This is a genomic window from uncultured Shimia sp. (assembly GCF_947498095.1).
Classification (GTDB): Bacteria; Pseudomonadota; Alphaproteobacteria; order Rhodobacterales; family Rhodobacteraceae; genus Shimia.
In genome coordinates this window covers 89,831-116,569 of sequence record NZ_CANMJE010000003.1, presented here as the reverse complement: position 1 = coordinate 116,569, position 26,739 = coordinate 89,831, and the positions used below count along the sequence as shown (strand labels likewise).

16 protein-coding genes and 3 pseudogenes are annotated in these 26,739 nt (G+C 55.4%); 11 read left to right on the top strand and 8 right to left on the bottom strand.

The features are described from left to right. Positions 1–28 precede the first annotated feature (28 nt). The 6 genes and pseudogenes from Q0932_RS06880 to Q0932_RS06855 all read left to right on the top strand — a co-directional run. Positions 29–1,000 carry an ABC transporter permease gene (locus tag Q0932_RS06880; RefSeq protein WP_299350794.1) on the top strand — a complete coding sequence of 324 codons (972 nt, stop codon included), beginning with the start codon at positions 29–31 and terminating at the stop codon, positions 998–1,000. Beyond that, a complete protein-coding gene (locus Q0932_RS06875) occupies positions 997–1,959 on the top strand; it encodes an ABC transporter permease (protein ID WP_299350792.1) in 963 nt (320 codons plus the stop codon). The genes Q0932_RS06880 and Q0932_RS06875 overlap by 4 nt, the downstream gene beginning before the upstream one ends. Then, positions 1,956–3,647 carry an ABC transporter ATP-binding protein gene (locus Q0932_RS06870; protein ID WP_299350790.1) on the top strand — a complete coding sequence of 564 codons (1,692 nt, stop codon included), beginning with the start codon at positions 1,956–1,958 and terminating at the stop codon, positions 3,645–3,647. The genes Q0932_RS06875 and Q0932_RS06870 overlap by 4 nt, the downstream gene beginning before the upstream one ends. A gap of 72 nt (positions 3,648–3,719) precedes the next feature. Further along, the gene (locus tag Q0932_RS06865; RefSeq protein ID WP_299350788.1) at positions 3,720–4,322 is read left to right on the top strand and encodes an XRE family transcriptional regulator; all 603 of its coding nucleotides are present in this window, start codon (positions 3,720–3,722) and stop codon (positions 4,320–4,322) included. A gap of 35 nt (positions 4,323–4,357) precedes the next feature. Then, positions 4,358–5,485: a M24 family metallopeptidase gene (locus Q0932_RS06860; RefSeq protein WP_299350786.1), complete on the top strand. Its 1,128-nt coding sequence runs from the start codon at positions 4,358–4,360 to the stop codon at positions 5,483–5,485. Positions 5,486–5,666: 181 nt separating this feature from the next. Next, a pseudogene (locus Q0932_RS06855) lies at positions 5,667–5,774 on the top strand (sodium:proton antiporter); the annotation flags it as partial. A gap of 19 nt (positions 5,775–5,793) precedes the next feature. Here the strand turns inward: Q0932_RS06855 and Q0932_RS06850 are convergent. Together Q0932_RS06850 and Q0932_RS06845 are read right to left on the bottom strand one after the other, a co-directional pair. Next, positions 5,794–6,170, bottom strand: a pseudogene (locus Q0932_RS06850) (ABC transporter permease); the annotation flags it as partial. A 951-nt stretch (positions 6,171–7,121) separates the two neighbouring features. Beyond that, positions 7,122–14,237 (bottom strand): putative Ig domain-containing protein, encoded by a 7,116-nt coding sequence (locus Q0932_RS06845; protein ID WP_299350785.1) that lies wholly within the window; start codon positions 14,235–14,237, stop codon positions 7,122–7,124. A gap of 1,508 nt (positions 14,238–15,745) precedes the next feature. Here Q0932_RS06845 and Q0932_RS06840 point away from each other — a divergent pair. The 4 genes and pseudogenes from Q0932_RS06840 to Q0932_RS20550 all read left to right on the top strand — a co-directional run. Then, complete coding sequence (locus Q0932_RS06840) at positions 15,746–15,982, top strand: MotA/TolQ/ExbB proton channel family protein (protein WP_299351451.1); 237 nt, start codon at positions 15,746–15,748, stop codon at positions 15,980–15,982. A 133-nt stretch (positions 15,983–16,115) separates the two neighbouring features. Further along, positions 16,116–16,397 carry a hypothetical protein gene (locus tag Q0932_RS06835; RefSeq protein WP_299350784.1) on the top strand — a complete coding sequence of 94 codons (282 nt, stop codon included), beginning with the start codon at positions 16,116–16,118 and terminating at the stop codon, positions 16,395–16,397. A gap of 170 nt (positions 16,398–16,567) precedes the next feature. Next, positions 16,568–17,038 carry a hypothetical protein gene (locus Q0932_RS06830; RefSeq protein ID WP_299350782.1) on the top strand — a complete coding sequence of 157 codons (471 nt, stop codon included), beginning with the start codon at positions 16,568–16,570 and terminating at the stop codon, positions 17,036–17,038. Between the two features lie 24 nt (positions 17,039–17,062). Beyond that, positions 17,063–17,236 (top strand): annotated as a pseudogene (locus Q0932_RS20550) (energy transducer TonB); the annotation flags it as partial. A gap of 328 nt (positions 17,237–17,564) precedes the next feature. Here Q0932_RS20550 and Q0932_RS06825 read toward each other — a convergent pair. The 5 genes from Q0932_RS06825 to Q0932_RS06805 form a co-directional block, all read right to left on the bottom strand. Continuing rightward, a complete protein-coding gene (locus Q0932_RS06825; protein WP_299350781.1) occupies positions 17,565–17,708 on the bottom strand; it encodes a hypothetical protein in 144 nt (47 codons plus the stop codon). Next, complete coding sequence (locus Q0932_RS06820; protein WP_299350779.1) at positions 17,708–19,276, bottom strand: sulfatase-like hydrolase/transferase; 1,569 nt, start codon at positions 19,274–19,276, stop codon at positions 17,708–17,710. The genes Q0932_RS06825 and Q0932_RS06820 overlap by 1 nt, the downstream gene beginning before the upstream one ends. A gap of 19 nt (positions 19,277–19,295) precedes the next feature. Beyond that, a complete protein-coding gene (locus Q0932_RS06815; RefSeq protein ID WP_366141394.1) occupies positions 19,296–21,632 on the bottom strand; it encodes a TRAP transporter fused permease subunit in 2,337 nt (778 codons plus the stop codon). Positions 21,633–21,711: 79 nt separating this feature from the next. Then, positions 21,712–22,758 (bottom strand): TAXI family TRAP transporter solute-binding subunit, encoded by a 1,047-nt coding sequence (locus Q0932_RS06810; protein WP_299350777.1) that lies wholly within the window; start codon positions 22,756–22,758, stop codon positions 21,712–21,714. A gap of 81 nt (positions 22,759–22,839) precedes the next feature. Then, the gene (locus Q0932_RS06805; protein ID WP_299350775.1) at positions 22,840–23,367 is read right to left on the bottom strand and encodes a MarR family winged helix-turn-helix transcriptional regulator; all 528 of its coding nucleotides are present in this window, start codon (positions 23,365–23,367) and stop codon (positions 22,840–22,842) included. Between the two features lie 284 nt (positions 23,368–23,651). Here Q0932_RS06805 and Q0932_RS06800 point away from each other — a divergent pair, with 284 nt between their 5' ends. Further along, on the top strand, positions 23,652–25,121 hold the full coding sequence (locus Q0932_RS06800) for a sulfatase-like hydrolase/transferase (protein ID WP_299350773.1): 1,470 nt from the start codon (positions 23,652–23,654) through the stop codon (positions 25,119–25,121). Positions 25,122–25,535: 414 nt separating this feature from the next. Here the strand turns inward: Q0932_RS06800 and uxuA are convergent, their stop codons facing one another. Further along, the gene (uxuA, locus tag Q0932_RS06795; RefSeq protein WP_299350771.1) at positions 25,536–26,732 is read right to left on the bottom strand and encodes a mannonate dehydratase; all 1,197 of its coding nucleotides are present in this window, start codon (positions 26,730–26,732) and stop codon (positions 25,536–25,538) included. Positions 26,733–26,739 lie beyond the last annotated feature (7 nt).

The following is a 26,739-nucleotide window of genomic DNA, read 5'->3' as shown; positions in this document are numbered from 1 at the left end:
CGCCCATTGGCTCAAGAAAGCTCCTGTGATGTTGCCATTCATCCTCAAACGCGTGTTTCAGTCTATTCTGGTTCTGGTCGTTACCGGCGCCATTGCGTTTTCAATGTTCACCTTTGTCGGTGACCCGATTGACAACATGCTCGGCCAGGAACGCACGATGGAAGACGTCGAGCGTCTGCGCACGCAGTTGGGCCTGGATAGACCTGTTCCCGTACAGTATTTCAAATTCCTCAACGAAGCGGCCAAGGGCAATTTCGGCGTTAGCTACCGCCAGGGCCGCGAAGTCTCCGAAATCATAATGGAGCGCGCGCCTGCTACGCTTGAACTTGCCGCTCTGTCGGCCATTTTTGCCGTCGTGATGGGCATTGCACTTGGTGTGTTTACTGCTATTCGACGCGACGGATTTGCCGCCAATTTTATCATGTCTGCATCGCTGATTGGGGTTTCTCTACCGACCTTTTTGATTGGTATTCTCCTGATCTACTTGTTTTCGGTTGAATTGGGCTGGCTGCCCAGCTTTGGTCGCGGTGAAGTCACCCAGATTGGCGGCTGGACCACCGGTTTCCTAACCGAGTCTGGGCTCAAAGCACTCATCTTGCCGGCGATCACACTGGGTCTTTACCAAATGACCCTCATTATGCGGCTGGTGCGTTCAGAAATGCTCGAAGTGCTGCGTCAGGACTATATTCGTTTTGCCCGTGCACGAGGTCTGAGCAACCGAGTGATTAATTACCGCCATGCTCTCAAGAACACCATGGTTCCGGTCATCACCGTGATCGGCCTGCAATTGGGAGCCATCATCGCTTTTGCGATTATCACTGAAACTGTTTTCCAGTGGCCCGGCCTCGGGCTTTTGTTCATCAACGCAATCCAGTTCGTCGATATCCCGGTCATGGCCGCTTATCTGATGATGATTTCGGTGATGTTCGTCGTCATCAACCTCTTGGTTGATATCCTCTATGCCTTCATCGATCCACGTTTAAGGGTGAGTGCCAAGTGACCGATCAACCCCTCTCTGCGCAAAACGAAACGCAATCGGCGCCCCCGTCGCGGCTGCGCCGCGCGCTGGACAGCGACCTCTACTATGCTTTCCGGCGTTCGCCAGTGGCGATGGTGTCGGCCGCCGTTTCGCTTCTCTTGATCCTGTCGGCTGTATTCGCGCCTCTGATTGCGACAACCAACCCGTTCGACCCTACATCGCTGAACCTGATGAACGGGTTCACCCCTCCGATGACCCCGAATGCCTTTACCGGCGAGAGCTTCCTGTTGGGCACCGACGATCAGGGGCGGGATGTGTTTTCCACCATCCTATACGGTATGCGAATTTCGCTGTTCGTCGGCTTTTCTGCTGTGCTGTTCGCAGTGATCCTGGGCATCTTTCTCGGTCTTTTAGCCGGGTACTTCGGGGGCTGGATCGACAGTTTCATCATGCGCACCGCCGACGTACAACTGACTTTCCCCTCCATCCTTGTTGCGATGCTGATCTTTGGTATTGCCAAGGGTATCACCCCGATCGAACACCGCGATCAGATGGCGATCTGGGTGCTGATCCTTGCCATTGGCCTGAGTGACTGGGTGCAGTTTGCCCGCGTTGTACGCGGCGCGACCTTGGTGGAAAAGAATAAGGACTACGTGTCGGCAGCCAGACTGATCGGGCGACGCCCTTCGGCCATCATGCTGCGGCACATTCTGCCCAACATCCTGTCACCCGTTTTGGTGATCGCAACCATTTCACTGGCGCTGGCGATTATCGCCGAAGCTACGCTTAGTTTCCTCGGAGTGGGGGCGCCACCCACGCAACCATCCTTGGGTACGCTAATCCGTATCGGGCAGGGCTATCTGTTCTCCGGAGAGTGGTGGATCCTTTTCTTCCCTGCCTGCACCCTGCTGGCCCTGGCGCTGAGTGTGAACATGCTGGGTGACTGGCTGCGCGATGTCTTGAACCCGAGGCTAAAATGACCGAACCCGTATTATCCATCCGCAACCTGACGGTCGAAATTCCCACCCGCCACGGGTTGGTCCGTCCTGTCAAGAATGTCAGCTATGACATCCACCCCGGAGAAATCCGAGGCGTTGTCGGCGAAAGTGGGGCGGGCAAGTCGATGACCGGCAATGCTGTCATCGGGCTTTTGGATGATCCAGCGCGCATTGCTTCCGGGGAAATCTGGCTCAAGGGACGCCGTATCGACAACCTGAGCGCCGAGGAAAAGCGCGCTATTCGTGGTCGTGAAATTGGCATGATCTTTCAGGATCCTCTGACCTCTCTCAACCCGCTATTCACCATTGGCGAGCAGTTGGTTGAAACCATTCAGCTGCACCTGAAGGTCTCTGCCGCTGAGGCTAAGGAACGCGCGCTTGCCCTGCTGGACAGGGTATCGATCCCGGACCCAAAAACGCGGTTCGACCAGTATCCGCACCAGTTTTCGGGCGGTATGCGCCAACGCGTCGTGATTGCTCTAGCCTTGTGCTCCGAACCTTCAGTTATCGTAGCCGATGAGCCGACTACCGCGCTGGACGTGTCCATTCAGGCGCAGGTATTGGACCTTATTAAGGAGCTGGCCTCAGAAACGCAGGTGGGGGTGATACTAGTTACGCACGACATGGGCGTGATCGCCGACACCACCGAACAGGTTACCGTCATGTACTCTGGCGAGGTTGTTGAGAACGGGCCAACAGACAGAGTGCTAAGCGCACCTGAACATGAATATACCAAGTCGCTGATCTCTGCCGTGCCGCGCCCGCAAGTGAAGCTGCACCGGTTCCCACAGGTCAGCTATGGTGGTCGTGAAACCACTTTTAAGATCGAAGACCTTGCGCGCAACTGGCACAAACCAGAACCATCCAAATCCGGCAAATTGGTCGAAGTCAAAGGCATCACCAAAAAGTTTCTAGAGAAATCCGCCATTCTGCCGTCACGACGCACCTATTTCACCGCCGTTGATGACGTGTCATTCGACATCAAGGACGGTGAGGTTTTTGGCCTCGTCGGGGAAAGTGGATCGGGAAAATCCACTGTTGCACGCATGATTGGCACACTGCTGCCAGTCGATGGTGGCCAAATTCATTTCGACGGCGATGACGTCACCGCGATGTCGACAGTTGAAATGGCGAACTATCGAAAACAGATCCAGATGATTTTCCAAGATCCGTTCTCAAGTCTGAACCCGCGCATGAAAGTGGAAAGCATCGTGGCCGAGCCATTGATGCATCACAAGATTTTGCCACCGGATCAGATTAGCGGGCGGGTGCACGAATTGCTGGATCGGGTCGGTTTGACCCGAGCTGCTGCAACAAAGTACCCGCATGAGTTCTCCGGTGGGCAGCGGCAACGAATCTCAATTGCCCGCGCTTTGGCAACACAGCCACGGTTCTTGATTTGCGATGAACCCACCAGTGCCTTGGACGTGTCCATTCAGGCACAAATCCTCAATATTCTTAAGGATTTGCAGGAGCACCTTGGCCTTACCATGTTGTTCATCAGCCATGACCTTCCAGTGGTGCGTCAGATGTGTGACCGCGTTGGCGTGATGAAGCAAGGACAGCTGATCGAGGTGCAGGACACAGAAACGCTCTTTGTTAAACCGGAGCAGCAGTATACCGCCCAGTTGCTCGACCTGATGCCTCGACTGGCGCAATTGTCGGGCTGACGAAATGCGTCGTTTTTGCATACCACTGCCCGCCTGCGTGGACTTGACCCCTGCAAATCGGGGGGACCTCGCATGTTAGCATCCAATCAGATCGAACCGACCAAACTGGGCAACTTGATCCGCAAATGCCGCCAAAAGCGCAAGCTTACCCTGAAAGAGCTCTGCGACCGTGCAGGCGTATCCGTCGGTTATCTGTCGCAGGTTGAACGGGGCAATGCGACGCCCTCGCTCGGCACCTTGGCACAGATTGCACGTGCGCTTGATCTGGGGCTTGATTACTTTGTTGCCCGTCCCCGACCAGGGGATGCGGTGTCCTACGCAGATCAGCGGCGCAGGTTCTCGATTTCTGATTCCGGCGTAACCTATGAAGCGCTTAGCACCGAGTTTCCCGGCCACGAGCTGTCTGCCTTCATCATGAATTGCCCTCCGGGGTTTCAGTCAGAAACCTTCCAACACGAGGGTGAGGAATTCATTTACATCCTCAGCGGCTCTATAGAAAAAAGCTTGGATGGAGAGACCTTTACCCTGCGCGAGGGCGATAGCCTGCACTATGATGGGATGACGCCTCATGCTTGGAAAACTTTGGGTGACACCCCTGCCCGCATGCTGTGGACCGGCACTCTGGTCGTTCTGCAAGGTGCGCAAAACAGCCGCCTGCCCGGTCATCGGGATTAACCCCACCCAACACTGCGCCACTCTGGAGAGGTTCCATGTCTGACATCGTCGAAAACCGGTTGGCGCGGCTGCGCAAGCGTATGGCCCAAACCAACACCGATTTGATCGCCATCGGACCAGGAAGCCACATGCAATGGCTTTTGGGGCTAAACCCGCATGGTGATGAACGCCCGGTCATGGCTGTTGTCACTGCCGACCACGTTGGCGTGCTCATGCCCCTTCTGAACGCTGAAGCATCGCGCGCCCAATGCAAAGACACGCCGTTTTACACGTGGAGCGACGCCGATGGACCGCTGGGGGCCCTTACACAGCTTTTGAGCGATGCAAACGCTACTCGTCCCGGCCTCAATATCGTGCTGGACGAAATGATGCGCACCGATTTCTCATTTCTTCTGCTAGACCAGCTCGATGCCCCGACCCACCGCTTTACTTTGGACACGGTGGGGTTTCTGCGGGCTGAAAAAGACGCTGAGGAACGGCAACTCTTGCGCGACAGCGCACTTTTGAACGATGCCGCTTTTGAGCGGGCGTTTAGCGCCATGCGCACCGGAATGACCGAACTCGACGTGCGTGATATTATCGTCGATCACTACATGGCTAACGGGGCTGAGCCCGCCTTTTGCATCGTTGCTTTTGGCAAGAACAGTGCTTATCCGCACCATCACACAAGCCTTGATATCTTGCAGCCCGACATGGCGGTCCTGATAGACGCCGGTTGCCGCTTACGCGGCTACCCCTCAGACATGACACGCTGTGCCTGGTACGGGGATACACCCAATGCCCGGCACCAAGAGATTGCCGGTATCGTTGAGCAAGCGGTGCAATCTGCACAATCCGCCGCCCGTCCCGGTACCCTTTGCAGCGACGTTGACAAAGCCGCGCGGACCGTGATTGAGGACGCTGGTTATGGCCCGGAGTTCCTGCATCGTACCGGCCATGGTTTAGGTGTCGACGTCCACGAACCTCCATATATCGCGGCCAACTATCCTGAACCTCTGAGAGCCGGAAACGTGTTTTCCATTGAACCGGGGATCTACCTCAAAGAGGAATTTGGTATCCGGCTCGAAGACGTCGGCTTCCTACATCAGGACAAGCTTGAATTCTTGTCAGAAATGCCACGTACAGTACGTCAGCTCCTAGTCAAAGACCGCAAGCAAGATTGAGTCTCGCATTGAGTGCGTCCGCTTCGAAGACTAAGGGCCGGAGGATCAAGACTGGAAAACACGAGTGTTACTATACCAATTCGAACCGATTTCTACCATCCTAGATCCGCGTAAGGACAGCACTAAACTACGAAAACGGCGGCGCATTCTACAATTACTTTCCGGATAAGATAGCACTCTTGATCTGAAACCCTCACGCAAGGCGGAACCGGCTGGCCCCAAGAAAATCACCGACGCGGCCAAGATCATCGACATTGCGAGCGGCAAGTGTAGTGTCGGAAAATCAACAAATCAATGTAATTGCACTATAACTCTCGCAAGGCCCGATGGGCGATTGAGGCAATGAGCGGCGCAAAGATAATGAACTGTTCAATTATCATCGCCGTCGGCGTGAACACCAGCCCAAACACGCCAAAAGGCCTAGACCGGCTAAGTAGAGTGTAGACGATCAGCCCGGCAACAACTGGAGACAATTCCATCGGGGCACTCATGACCGCAATAGTCAGCCGCCGGAAACGGAAGCGGCGCACAGCCGACAAGGCGCACTTAGGCAACACAATGGCCGAGTTTACCTTAGCGCTGTCCGAGTTACCTGCAAAGAGCGCGTCCTAATCCAGATAAGATCAGCTTCATGGGACCATACCAGCATCAAAGCCTGAGATAATCCGCCCCATAAATTGGACATTCCCTGGCTCTTCCCTCATTTGTTGCAGAAGGCCGTCAGCACACTGCATCGGAGGACAATCTTTTACCCTACGAGGCCACCAGCTTTATTCCACGGCTGCATCAGGATAGTTTGACCGATTTTTTGTAGCAGATTCCGGCGGTATGCAAATTCGTTGAGAAGGGCGCCGGTCAAATTCGAACCAATCAATTACGGCACCACGCCTCTATCCTTTGTGCTGCGAAAAGACCGCTTCACTGAGCAAGAACATTGGTACGGATCAACTTAAATGGTCTCTCTTTGAAGTACCGCGGTCCTGGTTAAAGTGGCTGAAAGCTGAGCAATGGATGGAGTCAAACGACTGCAAGCTTTTCAGTCGGCAAATGTGATTCATGGCTTATGCTCACCCTATAATTGGTAAGTCTGTGCACTCTACCCGATTGCAGTTGAAGCAACACGCACTTATCTTGGCGAGTTTACTCGCAGCGCCACAAGACGGTAGTTTTTCGGAAACAATGACCGCGTGTCGGCCGTAACGTTTCTCGCAACCTATGACACTTTAGTAACTCGACCCTGTATCGGCGCTTTAGGCTTAGTCTTCCATAATCTTGCCTTCGTGTTCAACAATACACCAAAGACAGTGTTGCTCGTCGCTGGTCCTAGAGAAATCTTCGTTACAGTGTCACTGTCGGTACAAGTGGCATCGCATCAGATTCACGCGCTTGTTGCGGATATCTGAAGCGGAAAATGGGCCAAATCGCTTCCTTCAGCAAGGAGCCGAGGCCATGCAGAAGATTGTCTGAATCGCAACGCGACAGCAGTAAGCTGACGTACAGCCTCACCGCTTGGACTATAGCCACAGTTACAGTTTAGAAATGCGAAATGGGGAGTGCTTGCCATTGACGAACGCTAGGATGCCACATTGCCCACCTCAAGCAATTTTCCATTGGCGGGGCTACCGAAGGGCAGGACTCAGAATTCCAATTGGTAAGACGCTGCCAGTCCGATGCTTGGGATCGAACTCTCAAGGACATTTGAAACGAATAACTCAATCGAGGCTGTGCTATTTCTCTGAACTGTTTCGACCCCGAAACTGAACGTCAGTCTGTTTCGCTGGCTGCTGTCATTTGTCAGAACGTACTGAATCTCTGGTGTATCCTTGTAAAAAACTCTCTGACTAAACCCACCGATAACCTCGTGGGCAAATTTGGCTTCAACCCAACCATTCAACAGTCCCCAGCTTTGGTGCCAGGTTTTTTCAAAGTTGACACCTATATTGAACGCCTGAGAAAACTGACTTGTTGATCCAAAAGTCAGGCTTTGGTTGGTGCCGTTTAACTCAGTAAAGGAGTCCAGATTTATTTGCCCGGCGTCGTATCCGGCAAACACTGACAAAATGGACTCTGATGCCAATTTATAGGCCTGCGTATAGCGCAGTGACATGAACGTTGAATCGCCATCTCGCCGGCCCAGTTCGTAACCGCCCGAATTCGTCAGGTACCTTTGTGTCTGATACTTGAATTCACCGTATCCAAGCAGGCCTTCAAGATAGGCATCATTCCCGAAGGTATGTGTGAAGTAGGCAGCGACCGTGTTGCCTTTGACATCGAGTCCTGAACCAAAACGCCCAACATCAACTTTTGCCTGTCCGTACCCAAAGCTTAGCCCCACTATCAGGTCACTTCGGACTTGGTAATCCACACCTAAAACGTATGACGCGAAGGACCCGGTTTCCGAAGACACATATCTGCCAATTTGCCATGCCCCGAGCGCGTTGCACTCTTCCTTTAGAGCGTTGCAATCAAATTTAGTTCTAAGGTTTTCCAGCCGTCGCAAGGCGCTTTGGCGATGATTGTCAATCATTTCACGTGTTGCCGAAAACGTCTTTTCAACCAACTCGATAACCTCAGGATCCGTGCTGGGATCAGGACGCCCCTCGTCGATGACAAGGCCATAGTTGATCCGGCCCGTGTTGCCTTGGCTATCAATGACATTAACAGAAAAGTTGGCCGTCCCTGGAAATTGGGGAACCCCGGAAATCAAACCTGTCGACGGCTCCAATGTCAGCCCGTCCGGCAAAGAACCCGCATCAGTCGAATAAACGTAAGGGGCGATGCCTTTGCTCGACGACAGCTGAGCTTCATATGGATTGCTCGTGAGCCCGGCCGGAAGAGTGCTTGGGGTTATCTCGATAATCCCAACACCGGGCAGCACGTTTGTTACGTAGTCGCCGGAGCCAGTGTTGCCCTGGCCATCGACCACAAACACCCGGAAGCTGAACGTTCCCACCTGCTGCGGTGTACCCGAAATGGCCCCTTCGGAAGATAGCACCAGCCCATCAGGCAGGGCGCCGGATTCAATGGAAAACGTATAGGGTCCCTCGCCTCCGTTTGCTGTCAACTGTTGAAAGTAGGTGTTCCCAAAAACCGAGTCTTCGACCTGGGCGGGGGTGATGGTAATCAAGTCAAGGACGGGGTTTACGACCAGATCATAGTCACGGGTGCCGGTGTTGCCTTCGGAGTCAAGCGTAGTAACGGTGATCGGGAAGGTACCAGTTTCAAGGGGGTTGCCCGACAGCAGGCCATTGGTCTCCAGCGCAAGCCCCGCAGGCAACGCGCCAGCTGTCAGGGCGAACCCATAGGTGCCGTCACCACCACTGGCTGTCAACTGCGTGCTATAGGCCGACGCATATGTCCCCTCTGGCAGGGTCGCAGGTGAAATCACAAGATCCGTCACCCGTGCAACCGTCAGCGTGTAAGCGCGCTGCCCGGTGTTGCCGGCGGTATCCACCACATTTGCCACAAAGGTAAAGTCGCCTGCCTCTGTTGGCGTGCCGGACAACAGGCCGGAGGCGCTCAGAGTGATCCCCTCGGGCAGTCCGATGCTTTCCGGAGACACACCCGTCGGCACCGAGAACGTATAGCTGCCGTTCCCGCCCGTCGCTGTCAGCTGTTGGCCATAGGCCACATTGAATGTCGCATCGCCCAGGGTTGTCGGCGTAATCTCTAGCGTGTCGACCGCGACGACCTCAAGCACGTAGCTCTTTTGGCCGGTGTTGTTCTGACCATCGACCACATCCACCGTTACCGGGAAGGTTCCCGTCTGGGTCGGTGTCCCGCGGAAGGTCCCGTCCGAGGTGTCAAACGTCATCCCCGCCGGCAGCGCGCCTGTCAGGCTGGGCGTATAGTTGCCATCGCCGCCCGTGGCCCCGAGCGTCAGCTCATAAAACAAACCGAACGTCGCGGGCGGCAGGCTCTCTGGGGTGATGGTGATCAGGTCGCTGATGGGATCGACCACCAGCGTATAGGCCTGGCTGCCGGTATTGCCCTGCGCATCCGTCACGCCAACCGTCATGTCAAATCTGCCTGTAACTGACGCGCGGCCCCGGATCAGGCCGGTTGCCGTCAGCGTGAGACCCGCAGGCAGTGCGCCTGACTGCACCTCAAAACTATAGGGCGCAACACCGCCGGTGCCCTGCAATTGCTGGCTGTAATCTGTCAGATAGGTTGCGTTCGGCAATGTGGCCGGCGTAATTCCCAGATTCGTCAATATGTCGACAATCAGCGTATAGGTGCGTTGACCTGTGTTGTTCTGCAAGTCCGTGACATCGACGGTGAACTGGAAACTGCCAGTCTGGGTCGGTGTCCCCGTCAGCAGCCCATCCGTGCCCAGCGACATCCCGTCCGGAAGGGCGCCGCTGCTGGAGCTGAAACTATAATTGCCATCCCCGCCCGTCGCCGTCAGCTGCGCATTATAGGGGGCGTTGAACGTGGCGTTTGACAGCGTAGCCGGGGCGATTTCCAGCGTGCTAACTGCAAGAACTTCCAGAACGTAGTCAATCTGGCCGGTGTTGTTCTGACCATCGACCACATCCACCGTTACCGGGAAGGTTCCCGTCTGGGTCGGTGTCCCGCGGAAGGTCCCGTCCGAGGTGTCAAACGTCATCCCCGCCGGCAGCGCCCCCGTTAGGCTGGGCGTATAGTTACCGTCTCCGCCTGTGGCCCCCAGCGTCAGCTCATAGAACACACCGAACGTCGCGGGCGGTAGGCTAGGCGGGGTGATGGTAATCAAGTCAAGGACGGGATTTATGACCAGATCATAGTCGCGGGTGCCGGTGTTGCCTTCGGAGTCAAGCGTAGTAACGGTGATCGGGAAGGTACCAGTTTCAAGGGGGTTGCCCGACAGCAGGCCATTGGTCTCCAGCGCAAGCCCCGCAGGCAACGCGCCAGCTGTCAGGGCGAACCCATAGGTGCCGTCACCACCACTGGCTGTCAACTGCGTGCTATAGGCCGACGCATATGTCCCCTCTGGCAGGGTCGCAGGTGAAATCACAAGATCCGTCACCCGTGCAACCGTCAGCGTGTAAACAATCTCGCCCGAGTTCGGGATTGGGTCATTGTCTTCGGAGCGGATCCGGAAAGAGAATGATCCTGCCTCTGTCGGCACTCCAGAGATTGTGCTTCCGACCAGGGAAACACCCGCCGGCATTGTACCTCCAACCTGCGAGTATGAATAAGGCGCATTGCCGCCGCTCGAACTAAGCGGCTGGCTGTAAAACGATCCATACTGGGCATCCGTCAAAGTGGCAGGTGCTATGACAATTTGCTGCGGATTGGCTGCGATCGTGATCGAATAGGTCTGGACGCCTGTGTTCAATTGCGTATCGGTCACCGTAATTTCGATATTCGGGAACACAGCACTTGTGGTGGGCGTGCCTGAAATCAAACCTCCGGCACTCAGGTTCAAACCATCCGGAAGGGCCCCACTCGTCACAGCAAAAGAATAGGTTCCATCGCCACCATTTGCAAAAAGCTGCTGGCTATACGGCGTCAAATTCACACCATCAGCAAGCGAGGGAGGCTCCAGATCAAGAGTTGTGATGGGGTCAACGTCCAGCACGTAGGCCCGGCTTCCCGTATTGCGCTGTGCGTCTTGCACACTCACCGTAAAGTTAAAGGTTCCGTTTTCCAGCGGAGAGCCCAGCAACGTTCCACTTGAGGACAAACTAACCCCGGGGGGCAAGGCTCCGGCGCTGATGCTGAAGTCATAGGGTCCGATACCTCCACTTGCCGTCAAATCCTGATCATAGGTGACCCGATAGGTGCCGTTGGGCAGTGTCGTAGGGGCAATGGAAATGAGCGTGGTGTTTGGCGCAATAGTGAGGGTGTAAAGGGCGATTCCAGTGTTGTTCTGGGCGTCTGTCGCGGTGACGACAAACTGGAAGTCGCCGGTTTCGACCGGGGTGCCGGAGATCAGGCCGTCACTGTCGAGTGTCACGCCATTCGGCAACGCCCCAAGGGTGACGGCAAAGGAATAGGGGCCTTCGCCTCCGGCCGCCGACAGTTGCTGGTTGTAGGCCACACCAAAGGTTCCGTCCGGAACGGTCGCCGGGGTGATGCTGATCGTGTCAATCGTGTTCACAACCAATGTGTAGCTCTTGGAACTGGTGTTGTTTTGTGCATCGGTCACGCCCACCGTGATCGGGAACGATCCGGTTTGCGTCGGCGTTCCCGACAGCGTGCCATCTGACACCAGAGTCAGCCCCGTGGGCAGCGGCCCGACGTCCAGCGAGAACTCATAAGGTGCCGCCCCGCCGGTCCCGTCCAAAGTCACCGAATAGGCGCTGCTATAAGTTCCCTCGGGTAGCGTGTCGGGCGTGATTACGATCACGCCGTTGGTCGTGGCGATGTTCAGCGTGTAGTCTCGCGTGCCCGTGTTCAACTGGCCATCTACCACCTGCACCGTGATCGGGAAATTGCCAGTTTGCGTCGGCGTCCCGCTCATCAGCCCTCCGGCTGTCAGCTGGACCCCGGTCGGCAGCACGCCAGCCGTCACCGAGAACTCGTAACTCCCGTCCCCGCCGCTGGCCGTTACTTGTTGGCTGTAAAGCACGCCAAACACGCCCTCGGTCAGGCTGGTTGGCTGAATGTCCAGATCCGTCAGCCGATCCACGGTCAGCGTGTAAGACCGCTCGCCCGTGTTGCCAGCCGTGTCCGAAACCGCCACAACAAAGGAAAAGTCGCCAGCCTGTGTCGGGGTCCCCGAAATCAAACCGCTGCCGTTCATCGTCACGCCATTGGGCAAGGTCCCTGCACTCAGAGAAAAGCTGTAGCTGCCATTCCCGCCCGTCGCCGCCAGCTGCGCATTATAGAGTGTATTGTACGTGGCGTTTGACAGCGTTGCCGGCGTAATCTCCAGCGTGCTGATCGCCACGATCTCCAGTTCATAGTCCTTTTGGCCGGTGTTGCCCTGACCATCGACCACATCCACCGTTACCGGGAAGGTTCCCGTCTGGGTCGGTGTCCCGCGGAAGGTCCCGTCCGAGGTGTCAAACGTCATCCCCGCCGGCAGCGCCCCTGTCAGGCTGGGCGTATAGTTGCCATCGCCGCCCGTGGCCCCAAGCGTCAGTTCATAGAACACGCCGAACGTCCCTTGCGCCAATACCGACGGGGTGATGGTGATCAGATCGCTCACCGAGTTGACCACCAGCGTATAAGGCTGGTTGCCGCTGTTGCCCTGGCCGTCCACCACGTCCACACTGAACGAAAATGTCCCGGCCTCCTGCGCGAGACCAGACAGCAAACCCGCATTGGACAAGCTGATCCCAGCCGGCAGCACGCCACTGCCCAGGCTGAAACTATAGGCTCCATCCCCGCCCGACGCCGTTAACTGCTGGCTATAGGCAACATTGTAATCCGCATCAGACAAAACCGACGGCGTAATCGACAGATCGACACTCGGGGACGTAATTGTCAGTGTGTAGGATGCGGTACCGGTGTTGCCTTGCCCATCAATGACGTTGGCCACCAGACTAAAGGCCCCGGCTTCGGTCGGGGTGCCGGAAAACAGGCCATCTGATGAAAACGAAATGCCAGCCGGAAGCGCGCTTGGATCTTCCAGCGAATAAGTATATGCGCCGTCGCCACCCGAAGACGACAGTTGCTGGCTGTAGGATTGGTTAAGCTGCCCTTCGCTGAGCGCATCGGGCGAGATCGAAATCCCCCCCTGCACCGGAATAATGACCAGATTGTAGTCTCTGGCAAGGGTTTCACCACCGGTTGACGTCGCCTCTACGCGAAAGATAAATGACCCGGTTTCTTGTGGGAAACCTGCCAGTTTGCCCCGACCTGATTCATTTACAAGCGTAACTCCGACCGGCAATACACCAGAAAGGACGCTGAAAGTGAAAGTATCAGCCGAGTTTTCAATGGCGATAAACTGTTCATAAGACCGGTCATAAAATCCCGCTGGAATAGTTGCTGGCAAAATAATCGGCACTTCGGCATCGCACTGGTTCGGGTTTCCGCTTCCGTCAATCTTGATGGAAAACTCAAATTCGCCGTAGAGATCGGGCAATCGGTCAATCCCAACAAAAAACTTGGTGTTGGAACGACCGTCACAGGTTGCGCCACTGACCACACCATCCGGGCTGAGAACCAGCCCATCCGGCAAATTATTGTCCAGCGTAGTAAATACAAACGGGCCGTCCGCAGGCTCGATTGGGACAATTCGGAATTCGTAGAACTCACCTTCGTTGACGTTTGGAAGCTTGGTGTTGACGACGATCCCACCGTCTTCATCCAGAGTCGTTGGATCAAACCTCGTTGTCGCCCCATCAGCGGCAGAGAAACCGTCAAAATCAGCAATAAGGGGAAACAATCCCAGCCCGATCGCGACACCTTCGGCTGCTTTCACAGAATTGGGAGCGTCGGAAAGATTTGTAACGGTTAAGGTATAGGACAGGATTTCAACGGTTCTGCCTTGGAACCTGATGACGATGTCAAATTGCGCGGTACCGGTTTGGCTGGGCCGACCGGACAGAACGCCGTTGGGCGTTAACGCCAACCCTTCTGGCAGCGCGCCGCCTTGCACGGCAAATTCATACCCGGAGAGCGCTGATGTGCTTTCCTTGGATAGTGGCAATGTCCCGAGCGGGTTGACGGCGACCGGTGCCAGCTGCAGGGACCGCTCAACCCCAACGATAATATCCGAGAGCGTAATTTGCGAGCGGGTCGGAGATTGTGACTGCGCAGGTGTCGCGACAAACACAACAAGGAAAAGGAGGGCGGCAAAAGTAAAGCATGACAATGCCAGATTGCAAATGGATTCGGATTTTTGAACAAGTTTTACAGGTTTTCGAACCACAAACCAGGTTCGAGTTAACGAGATACCCACTTTTCGAATAGTAAGGCCCAAACCCAAATATTGTTTTCGGGAAACTATCATCCCTTCGAATAATTCAGAACCCTTTATTTTTGGACTCCATTAGTTAGGAAAAGACGGAAACTCTTATTCCACCAGCTTTGCAATGCATGTCGCGCCATACAAGTTCATTTTTTGGTTGTTGGCAAACCTATTCGATGCAGTTTCCACTTGGCCAGTGTAACTTGGATTATGCCACGCAAAGCTGATGCTATTCGGTGAGAGCGGCGGTTCGTTTCAGCTTGAAGCGATCGAAACTGGTGCGTGAACGGAGAAAAATCTCGCAGACTTTACATCAGGCCGAATCGCAGCATAGCACGTTCTCATCGTCGGAATAGCAGTTATGAATTCTCTGCCCGGTTGGTCAACCAACGCCGCTTTTTTTTGTCGATCAGCATTGCCATTGACCCTTAGAAATTTGGACTCGGATAACTGAAAATTGGGTTCTCTGGCGAGGGAGGAAGTTTCCATAGAAACTTTCGTTGCCGTTAAGTTTGAGATAGGATGCCCCGTCACATTTCCCGTTTGAATGTGGCCACCGTGCCAAAAGGTGAACGCGGCTTCCTTGATCCGCACGCCTCAAAGCACATCTAATTGACAAGACCCACGGTTCTTTCTTTTGCCCTGATTTCGTCTCAAGTAAAGCAACCAATACGCAGTGAAAAAATGCTTCCACTCAAGGGCCGCCTTGTTCTACTTTATGGAACACATATGTTCGTAATTCTTCGCTTTCTTGCAGTCGCTTTTCTGGTCGCCCCGACTGTTGCCTCCGCCCAATCCGGAGAAGTCGCTCCGCCTCGGTTGTCACTCGAGCTCAACACGGTCCAAGACGTCGAAGATGCCTGCCGGTTTACTTTCTTGGCGAACAACGGCACGTAAAATGCCATCGAAAAAGCCGTGTTTGAAACAGTGATTTTTGACACTTTGGGTGCCGTGATGCGCCTGTCGCTGTTTGATTTCCGAGAGTAGCCATTGGAGCGTCCTCGTGCGCGCCAGTTTGATGTACCTAAGATGACCTGTGAAGCAATTTCCCAAGTCCTGATCAACGGGACAAACACATGCTTCTCGAAGGGTGCGGAAAGTGATACTTGCAGCGACGGGCTGACGCTCAGCAGCCGTATTACCGTTAAACTACTGGGATAAATACAATGAATGGTTTGACTGAAGTAGTAGCCCTGGGCGGGCCAGTGGTGGCCATTCTTTTAGTGATGTCGGTTCTGACGGTGGTTGTGACCATCTAAAAGCTGTGGCAGTATTCGGCCTCAGGGGTTGGGCGGCACAAGTTACTTTCAGAAGCACTTGCGGCATGGGACGCAGTTGATGCGGAAGGTGCAAAGGCGCGTCTTACCAGCAGCCACGGCTATCTTGCCCCTTTGATTGAAGCCGCGATTCAAATGTCAAATTCACAAGCTCTATGTGACCGTTTGGATGCGGAAGCCGGATTGGCGCTGGCCCGTTTGGAACGCGGCTTTCGCTTACTGGATACCGTCGCTCAGTTGGCCCCGTTGCTTGGTCTCTTCAGAACTGTCCTAGGCATGACCGAAGCCTTTCAAAAAATTTGCAATCTGCCGACGCATCGGTGGACCCGTCCCTGCTGGCACGTGGAATCTGGGTTGCTCTGGTCAGCATAGCTGTCGGGCTCGCGGTGGCAACCCGCCTGGTGCAGGATTGAGACGTTCCGGCGCCGCGTCTTATGGAGATCACCGGTGACCTCCGGCGGGCGGGCGCGTCCTCGGTGATACTGGCAACCGACCGGGCGCTCTGGTGATCCGTCGCTCATTCTTCTTTGCGTTGTTTGCGCTGCTCCTGTCGATTGGTGTGCATCTGATGGGGCTTAAGTTCGCCGTGAACATGGAGCGCGCATCGCCACCGGAAACAACGGGCGACATCGTCGCTGTGGGCAATGCGTTTGAGGACATCTCAGAGGCGATTGAAGACATCGTAGAACCGGAACCCGAACAGGAACAACCTGTTGAATCGGTACCACCTTCCGAAGCAGCGCATGCGCCTGAAACCGAGGGGCTTGTGGCTTCAGAGAACCCGTAAGAGGCCTTTGCGCCAGATACAGGCACAGCTTAAATAGTAGAACCGGTTCCACTTGCGGGCACTCAAAGTGATTTTTTTTGCGTGAGCCGGATCTTTCGGAGCCGACGACCCAACCAGACGAGACTGAACCTGTTCCGCCACAAAACGACACGCCTGCGCCTTTGGGAACAATGACGGATGTCGAAGAGCCCGTCGAACCAGTGACTCCGCAAGAATTCACTCCCCCGGTTGAAGCCGAGCCAGCGGAAACCGTCGAACATATGGTGGCTCCGCTGCTAGAAACGGTTTTGCCAGTTGAGCAGGTTACACGATTCGCTGCCTCGGTTGCCCAGGCATCGATGGAGCCCTTGCCTGTCGAACTTAGCGAGGTTGCGACTGCTGACGCCATGGAGGATGGCTACGAAAGCGAACCGCAACATCTGTTTCCGGACTGGAAAGACGGTTTTGTGGATCTGAAGAACCCATCACAAACCATTAAATCCCTCCTGGAAACCTACCAACGAGAAGGGTCTCTTACCTCTGTTGGTGGGTTTGGTATTCAATCCGGCCCTGTTGCCGACTCCCGAGGACCAGGCAATTCTGAAACAACCAGTTATGCGGGGCGCGTGCGTGTCCACCTAAACCGCACGCGTCCAGTCTAAGTAAAGGCCCCCGGCTTTGCGCGTGTTTATCTTGAAATAAACCCATATGGTTCCCTCAATTGGGCCGAGGTCATCGACAGTTCAGGCAGCGCCGATGTTGACCGTGCGGCAAGCCTCCAAATTCAGAGTGGGGCTCCCTTTCCGAAACCGCCAAACGGAGCACCCCGCCAGTTGTCCTTCTGGTATCAGGCAAGATAGATGGTCCACGGTCGGGTTCAAATCCTACCCATCTGATTCTTCATCGACGTCCAAAGCCAGCGCTAGGGAATCAGTCTGAGAGATGCTGTCACGCCAGTTCGAGTAACACCGCACCCGGCTGCCCCGTCTTCCACGAAGCCCAGCCGCGAAGGATGTGGCAATCTGTTCCACCAGAACCGGAAAGTTTTGCGGCTCACATCAATGCACCGTTTGTGCAAAAAATCTTACACATTCCGAAAAGAGAGCAGAAATCTGACAAAAAGTATCACCGCAAGGCAGTTATTCTCAGGGATGGTTTTGAAATTGCGAAATGGCGAACGTTTTGTCATCAGGACAAACTATGAAACAGCCCCGCCCTACGCAACCGAATTTCATTTGGCATCGCCTTCACGGCCAATGCCTCGGCCCGAGAGGTTTGGGGATCCATGGTCAGGATCGTGCCACCAGTCCAGATTTCGTCTGCTTCAGGCATCACGCAAGCCTGTCTGACTGTGGGCTTTCATCCATTTGTGCAATCAGGTGATGAACCAGCCGCTCCGACATCTGTGCCCGGACTTGCTGATGGTCGGGGCTGTCCCAGAGGTTTTCTGTCTCCTCCGGGTCATTGACCAGATCGTATAGCTCGCCCCATGTCTGATCGCGGTAGATCGTATAGCGCCACCGGGCCGTGATCAGCGAGCGAACCCGGGCAGGTTCTTCAAACCCAAGACGGTTGCCGCCATCATTGTATTCGATCAACGCCTCGCTGCGGGGGCCGTCTGCGCCTTGGGTGGCGGGCAGAAAGCTTTGCCCCTGATTACCGTTGAAAGGTTCCAACCCGGCGCGATCCAGAATGGTCGCAGCCAGATCAACGGTGGAGCATAGCGCATCTGCACTGGTTGCCGCGCGATGATCCGGATCGGACCAGATAAAGGGCACACGTGTGATGCTGCGGAACGGCAAGGCACCTTTCAAAATCATGTTGAAATCGCCCAGGTAGTCTCCGTGATCGGCATTGTAGCAGATGACCGTGTTTTCCATCTGCCCGCTCTCTTCAAGCGCCGCGAGGATGTCGCCGACCGCATCGTCGATAAAGGCCATCATGCCCGCAGAAAGCGCCATGGCTTCCTTCAGCTGTTGATCATCCAGCATCATAGCCGTTTGTGGGGTCGCCTGTTCGCCGTCGCCCACCCCTTTCCACTGGTCATGCAGCCATTTCATAGGGGGCGTGGGGTTCTTATGCGCGTCAAAGGGCAGCGAAATCTCAAATTCGTCGGGGCTGTACATGTCCCAGTATTTCCCCGGTGGATTAAACGGGTGGTGCGGATCGGGGAAACTGACGAAGGCAAAAAAGGGCGCGTCCTGATCGGCACGCGACGTGATGTAGTCAATGGCGCGATCCCGGATGTACCCGGTGGGATACAGGTCCTCGGGGATGGGTGTGCGGTAAGCTTGCGGGCAAGAGTAGTTGTGCGCCAGCTCGTTGGCAGGATCATGCAGCGCCTCCCAGTCCGAGGCGGCCTCGCGGAACCACTGCTGGTAGTGCCCGCCACAGCGATCACCGTGAGAGGTCACCATGTCAACGTGCTGGTAGCCGTAATAAGGCGTATTGATCTGGTAACGTTCATCGCCCTTATACTGTTCAGGTTCTTCTTGGTAATGCGCAGGCCTGTCGGTCTTCCAAGCCTCTGGCGAGGCGGCAATGTCCTCAACCGATTTACCCATTGGCGGCATGGCGGTGAAAGGTTGCAGGTGGCTCTTGCCGATAGCCGCAGTGTGATAGCCTGATTGCGCCAGTACATCGACAAAGGTGTTGGCGTTTTCCGGCAAGACACAGCCGTTATAGCGCAGCCCATGCAGGCTGGGATACCGCCCCGTTAACAGCGATGCCCGGTTCGGCATGCAAACAGGCGACGCCGTGTGAAAGTTGTCAAACCGTGTGCCGCGTGCCGCAATGGAATCGATGTGAGGCGTCTTCAACACCGGATGTCCATAACACCCAAGCCAGTCCGCGCGTTGTTGATCGGTAATCAGAAACAGAAAATTGGGGCGTTTGGTCATGCGAAATCAGCGTCTTCCATTATGCGGGTTTGGCCCGACCAGCGCCAAAATGGTGCCAGGCCAGAAAGGCTGCGGCAAAGGCGAGTGCGGCAAACTGGATGACCTCCGGGCGCATGAGGATGGCCACTGCGGTCGCAAGCCGAATGGCGATCCATGCCGCGCTGAGCGGTCGGGCATCGTGCGTGGCCAAAGCGCTTGCCACCAGATAGAGCACCAGAACAAGGCGTGCCAAAAGCCACAAAAGTGCGCTGAACTGGACGCCATTCTCATAGCCTGGCAGGGGCGCGCCGGAGGGGCTGGAAGGATCAACCAACGCCTGATCAACCAGCAGGATCTCGGGGTAGAAAGCAAAGACAAAGGGAATTGCGAACATCACAATGCCCGAGCGCACAGCGCTGAAACCGGTCGCCATCGGCTCGGCCTTGGTAATGGTCGACGCCGCAAATGCAGCCAGCGCGACGGGCGGGGTAATGGCGGATGCAATGGCGAAGTAGAAGATGAACATATGCGCCGTAAACGTGGCAATGCCGAGCCCGGCCAGCAAAGGCCCCATCAAAAGGGCGACGTTGATATAGGCCGGAACCGCCGGCATCCCCATGCCCAACAGCACGGCCAGCAGCATCGTGATCGCCAGCGCAATAAACTGGAACAGCACCGACCCATCTCCGGCCAGATCAAGCGACAGCAAAAAGCGCAACACATCGATGGCCACGAATTTGGACAGGCCTGTGAAGTTCAGGCAGACGTCGATCACTGTCACCGCCAGCAACATCAGGTACAAGGTTGAAATGGTGATCCCGGACTCGGCAAGCGCATCCAAAACCTTGCGCGGTTTGGCGCGGAACTCTTTGTCAAGGAACAGGAGGACCATGACCAGCGCCGCAGCCCACCAGCCGGTCGCCCCGGCATCACCCGCCGCATTTTGGAATATCTGCAGGATCCATGGCATTGACGAGACAACGCAGCGGTCGTTCTGAAATACTGCCTCGGCGCCCAGAAGCGAGGCCATGAAGCCGCAGCCCACCATGTCTTTTGGGGTCAGCAGCAGGATCAGGATCAAGAGTATCGGCAGGAAAATCTGCATCAGGTGCAAGACGTCTTCGCGGTCGATCCGCATATCCTCGGTCAGTTCACCAAAGGCTTCGATGCCCTGCTTTCGGGACTGGAAAGAGGCGCTGAGGAACAGGCAGGCAAAATAGGCCACTGCAGGCAAGGCCGCTGCGATGATGACATCGCGATATGGCACGCCTGTCATTGCGGCGAGAATAAAGGCGGCGACCCCCATGACCGGCGGCATGATCGACCCGCCGGACGAGGCCGCGGCCTCGACACCCCCGGCAAAGACCTTAGAAAAGCCGCGCTTGATCATCATCGGGATGGTGAGAACTCCGGTCGAGAGAACATTAACCACGGGTCCACCGGAAATCGTACCAAACATGGCCGAGCTGACAATCGCTGCGTGGGCCGGTCCGCCGCGCAGATGGCGTGTCCAGCGGAACGCCAGTTTGATCAGGGTCTGGCCCCCGGCGGATTGCCCGAAAAGCGCGCCCAGAATGATATAGGGGAAGACCATGTTCATGATCACGTTCATGAAGCGCCCGAGAATGCCCGACGCGTTATTGACCAACGCGTCATGCACGTTGGGCACCCCATCAAGGAAGGAGCGCGGCTCACCGCCAAGCTTGGTCATCAGGTATTTGTTGATGTCTTCGGGCCCGTGGAAATACCAGACCAACACAGTTCCAAAGGTGTAGAGCGCAATCAAAATCGCGACGGCCACCAGCGGCAGTCCCCAGACTTTGATGTTGTATCCCAAGAACACCATCATGGACGCTCCCATGATGGCAACCAGCCAAACGCCCGTCGTGTTGACGCATTTGGGGTCTTCCACGGTGTCTGGCGCCGGCAAACCCATCGTTTCGGCAAACTCGATTTCTGCCTGCAGCGTTTCGGCCATGATCCGCGCACGATCCCCGTTCAGGGCATCAATCAGACAGACACTGTCGATTTCGATAAGATACGTAAAAGAAATGGTGGCCGCCGCTACGACCAGCGCGATGTCCATAAAGGCACCAAACCAGGCGCGGGAAGTGCCTTGCCAAGCGCGCCACATGGAGTGTTTTAGCGCCACGACCAGCATCATGACAAAGAACACAATGGGATAGAACCATTCGGTCGAAAAACTGCGAACTTTGAAGTTTTCGTTCCCGGTTAACCCCTGCCACATCTCGGACCAGCCGGGAATGACCGGCGTGCTGTTAATGACGCCCATGGCGACAAAAACCAGCGACAGGATGTAAACAGCCCAGTTCGGAAAGAGCGCTTTGTTCAAGGTTTGGTTGGTTATATCGACCACTGTTCTGTCTATCCTTGAAATTGCCCGATTGAGCGCCGCCAGATCAGGCGACGCTCATGTTTTTCAGACGTGAGTTGGGTTATTGTGCGACCGCACAATCATCAATCTCGAAACCAGCTTCACGCCACGCGCGCGCTGCGGCTGGGTGGTACTGGATCGGGTTCGCGCCACACATCCCCTGCATCGGGAAATCGTAGCCAACGGTTTCGCCATAAGGCGCCTTGCCCATCAGATCTTTGAGTGACGCGATGTAAACATTCACCAGATCATAGACGAGTGCATCGTCCATATTCTTGTTCACAACATTGCCACCAATCGTTGCAAAGGCGCGGAACGTGTCGTCCTCAGAAACGAAAGACCAATCCTCACCCATGACGTCCTGAATGCTTGCAACACTGCTGGTCCAGGGCGCGCTGCCCGGGGCTTTCATGTACTTCTGCATCGCTTCGCTTTCGTAGGCCTCAATTGGCATCGACCAGCCGGTCATTTTGCCAGCCGCGCTGGGGATGGTCAGACGAGGGCTAGGGAACAGTTCCGGAAGCACAACGGCGTCGGGTTCACCACTGCTGATCAGCGTTGCACCCTGCCCCCAGTTAATCTGCATGCCTTCGTAGTCTTCACCATCCTTCAGGCCCGCCACGATCTGGATCATGCTGCGGGCGTTGGTCAGAGCACCACCACGGGGCGGACCATTGTAGATCTTGCGGCCTTTCAGGTCGTCCCAGCCGCCAATGCCTTTGGAGTCATAGGCAAAGAGAAAGAAGATCCCGAGGACAAAGGGGTTGATTGCCCGGAGGTTACTCGCAAGCTCTGCGCCCTTTTCCTTGCCTAAAGATCCGTAAGGGCCAACGCCCCTGCTCATCAGGAAAGGCAGAATGTAAGGCGTTCCGGCGATGTCAGTTTTGCCTTCAGCAACGTTCTGGATCGAATTGGTCAATGTCTGACCATCTGCCAGTTGAATGTTGGCAACACCGCTGGTGCCCGCCACTTCCGTCAAATGCGCAAGGGAAAGATGCGTGGCACCACCCGGGCTTGCCGTTTCGGCGGTCAGATTGGTCTGCGCAACTGCACCAGACACCATCGTCATTGTAGCGACCGCAGCGGCGATCAATTTCATAGGTTTCATCGTTTCCTCCCTGATTTTACCTTTGTTTTCTAGTAACGCGCCCTTCCACGGCCGGGTTCGGACAAAAAGTGCTGCACCCGATCATCCAGCCTGAGCGGCAACTTCTCCCATCTCAATTAGTGCACTATCCTGTCGGTTGCGCGGATCGACCTTGACGGCCAAAGGGCCTGCACTGCCATTGATCAAATCCAACAGCCGTTTCAGTTCAGTAAACTCGTCCGGGCTTAACCGGTCAGTAAAACTCGCCGTGACCTGTCGGGCTTTTGGCCAAATCCGCTTTACTGTTTCGACACCAAGTGGGGTCAGCGACATCAGTTTGCGGCGCTTGTTCTCTGGGTCTTCGCAACGCGAAATCAGCCCCTTTTTCTCCAGCGCGCTTGCAGCGCGGCTGCCATGCGCTGGATCGATCGAGGTGTTTTTTGTGACAAAGGCAACGTGGCAACTTCCGAAGCGCGCAATCGAAAACAACAACTGCCATTCGAGAACGGGCAGATTTTCCTTCTGCAAAACGTCCTGCGTCAAAGAACGCCGGGTTGAACTGGTGAATCTCCGCGCCCGCAGGATGATGAAATCATCCACCTGCTCGGGTGGTATCAATGCTCCGTGCAACGTTTCACCCCCACAAAATCCCTTGACTTGTTAATCACTATATTGGCAAATGCAATATATGGCAAGAGCAACATAAGTGGTGCGCCGGGTCGATATAAGGCATGGTGCAGCGCCGAGATCGTGGATGCATGCCGGAATGAAAGCGGGTTAGGACTCAGGTATGAGGACAATGGCTTTTGACGATGTCATCGTTGGCGGAGGGGCTGCAGGCCGTGTTCCGACCGCAAGGCCGCCGCCGAAAGCAACCGCTCGGATATCCTGCCAGACTAAATTGAGGACTGCCCATGAAGCGCCCAAACATCATCCTTTTTATGTCAGACAACCAGCCCGCCGACTTACTTGGCTGCTATGGCAATAACGAGGTGCAAACCCCGCATCTTGACCAAATGGCAGATCGCGGGGTGCGGTTTGAGAATGCCTATTGCGTGAACGCGATGTGCTCACCTTGCCGGGCCTCAGTGTTGACCGGATTGATGCCCAGCCAACATGGTATTCACAACTGGCTGGATGACCGGCTGATCGACCATTGGCCGCAAAACTGGTCGGCGATAGGTGAGTTCAACAACCTGCCAACGGTCATCAAGCAGGCCGGGTATGCAACTGCGATGATTGGTAAATTTCATCTAGGCGTCCCTTTTGTACCGCAACTGGCCTTTGATCACTGGGTCACATTTCCGCACGGGCATACCACCAGTTTTTACGGCAACGATGTGATTGATCAGGAAGAGCGCTATCGCTTTGAAGGGCATACTGTCGACTTCTTTACCGACAAGACGATCGAGTATCTGGAACATCGCGCCGAGGAAGAGGATCCGTTTTTTGCCTTCGTGCCCTACAACGGGCCCTACGGGCATTGGCCGGCCATCAAAGGACGCCCAGACATGGCGTTTGCGGATCTTTACGACGATGCGGATATGCACTCGATCCCAAGAGAGGGCCTGTCCAGCGACGTTCTGGAACGGTTTGGCCTGCGGGTTGCCGAAGGTGGTGTGCGTGAGCAATTCAAGGGGCCGCTTTTGTTGCCGAACAATGTTGAATCGCTGCGGAACTATTTTGCTCAGGTCAGCCTGATCGACGATGGTGTCGGACGGATACTTGCGACGCTCGAAAGGCTGGGTCTCGATGAGAACACCATCGTAATCTACACCTCGGATCACGGATTCTCGCTGGGGCACAACGGTATATGGGGCCACGGCGCGGCTGCTTTCCCCGCCAGCGCGCACCGTGCGTCCTACAATATTCCACTGATCCTGAGTGGAGGGCCGGTTACAAGTGGCCGCGTGTCGAACGCGCTGGTCAGTCAGATCGATCTTTTTCCGACCTTGGCCGCCTTGGTTGGCTCCCCCGACGCACGCCCGAGCCTTGCCAGCAGCGCGCGCGATCTTGGCCCTGCCCTGAGAGGCGAATATCTGGAAGAGGCGGATGCGATCTTTTACGAGCAGGAAGAAACCCGTGCGATCCGGACACACGAATGGCTTTTTGCCATGCGGTTCCAGGGTGCGGCCTCCTATCCGATGCAGGACGAGCTTTACCACCTGACCGACGATCCAATGGAAAAGGTCAATCTGATTGACCGCCCGGAGCTTTCCCAGATCATTGACGACCTGCGCAACCGCGTAACGTCGTTTTTTGATGCCTATGCCGCGCCAGATTATGACCTGTGGCAAAGCGGCAGTGCAAAATCCAACGTGACCTATCAAAGGCTGTGGCAAGACGCGTGGGGCGAGGACTGGGTTCCTGAGTTTTCGGCTTGACAGCGGGGCACGCTCCACAATCAACTAGAACAGCAAGCGTCGCGTTTCGACGGCCTTTTTGTTTGATCCATTTTGGTTTTCTCAGAATGGCACGGCCCTGCCCGAAATAGACGTTAGCAGGTGTGCAAACAGAGGCGGGCGGGCTCGTGGCAAGGTGATGACAGAAGAAATTCGGTTGCGGAGAGCGGGGCTGTTTCATAGCTTACCCTGATGGCAAAACGTTCCGCTTTTCGGCAATTCAAAATCGGTCCTGAAGCATACCTCTTTTCGGTGATGCTTTACGTCACATTTCCGGCCTTTCTTCGGAATGTTGAACGCCAATTGATACAAACGACCCACGAGCATTGTCTCAACCAGGTGTGATTTGAGTCCCAAACATCTGCCACGACCGAGGGTGTGGCACCTTATGATCGACTAGCTGCACCCCAGCATGACGCCGCGAAGTTCTGCGAGGCCGCGCAAGCGGCCTATCAGCGGGTATCCAGGTTGTGTCGTGCCCGCGAGGTCGCTCAAAAGAGCGTGGCCATGGTCTGGGCGCATTGGGATTTCATGATCTGTGCGTCCGGTTTCTCTGCGTCGCTGTTCCTCGGCCAACAAGGCACGAATTGTCGCGACCATATCTGTGTCCCCAACCAAGTGTTCTGCCTCAACAAAACCATGGCGATTTCCGTCACTTGAACCGTCTCGCACCGTATTGCGAAGATGTACGAAATGAACCTTGTGGCCAAGTTGGGTGATGAAGGACACCGGATCAAACCCAATCGCAACCCCCAGAGATCCGGTGCAGAGCGTCGCGCCGTTTGCCGGGCTATCTACAGCGTCCAGCACCGTGGCATAGTTTGCTTGTGATGACATGACCCTTGGCAGGCCAAGCAATGGAAAGGGTGGATCATCGGGATGGCAACAAACCCGGATGCCAAGCTCTTCGGCCAAAGGCACCACTTCGGACAAGAAATCAATGAGGTTAGAGCGCAGAGTCTCGGGCGTCATGCCCTCATAGGCGGCGAGATTTTGCCTCACGTCCTCAAGAGACCAATTGTCGTTGGCACCTGGAAGGCCTGCAACGATGTTGTTCGACAACGCCTGCCGGCCCGCATCATTCAGGTCTGAAAACCGGGCTTTCGCCGTTTCCAAAATTTCTGGTGAATAGTCTTGCTCCGCTCCTCTGCGGCTTAAGATGAAGCAATCGAACGCGACAAAATCCACAAGATCAAACCGCATCGCATGCCCGCCATGCTGCAGTGGATAGCTCAAGTCTGTACGGGTCCAATCCAGCACAGGCATGAAGTTGTAACAGACCGTGTGAATGCCGCATTTGGCCAAGTTTCGCAGGCTTTCTTTGTAGCTTGCTAGGTGTTGCCCCACTGGTCCGGTCTGCGATTTCAACACCTCGGACACCGGCAAGCTCTCGACCACATCCCAAGTCAGACCAGACGGCACCCCTTGAGGCCGTTCAATCAGCTGTTGCCGCTCTTTGATCGCATCGACAGACCAAACCTCGCCAGTTGGCACATGATGCAAAGCTGAAACAATGCCCGTTGCACCGGTTTGCCTGATTTCTCCAATGGAGATTGCGTCAGAAGGGCCAAACCAGCGCCAAGTCTGCTTCATCGGTTTG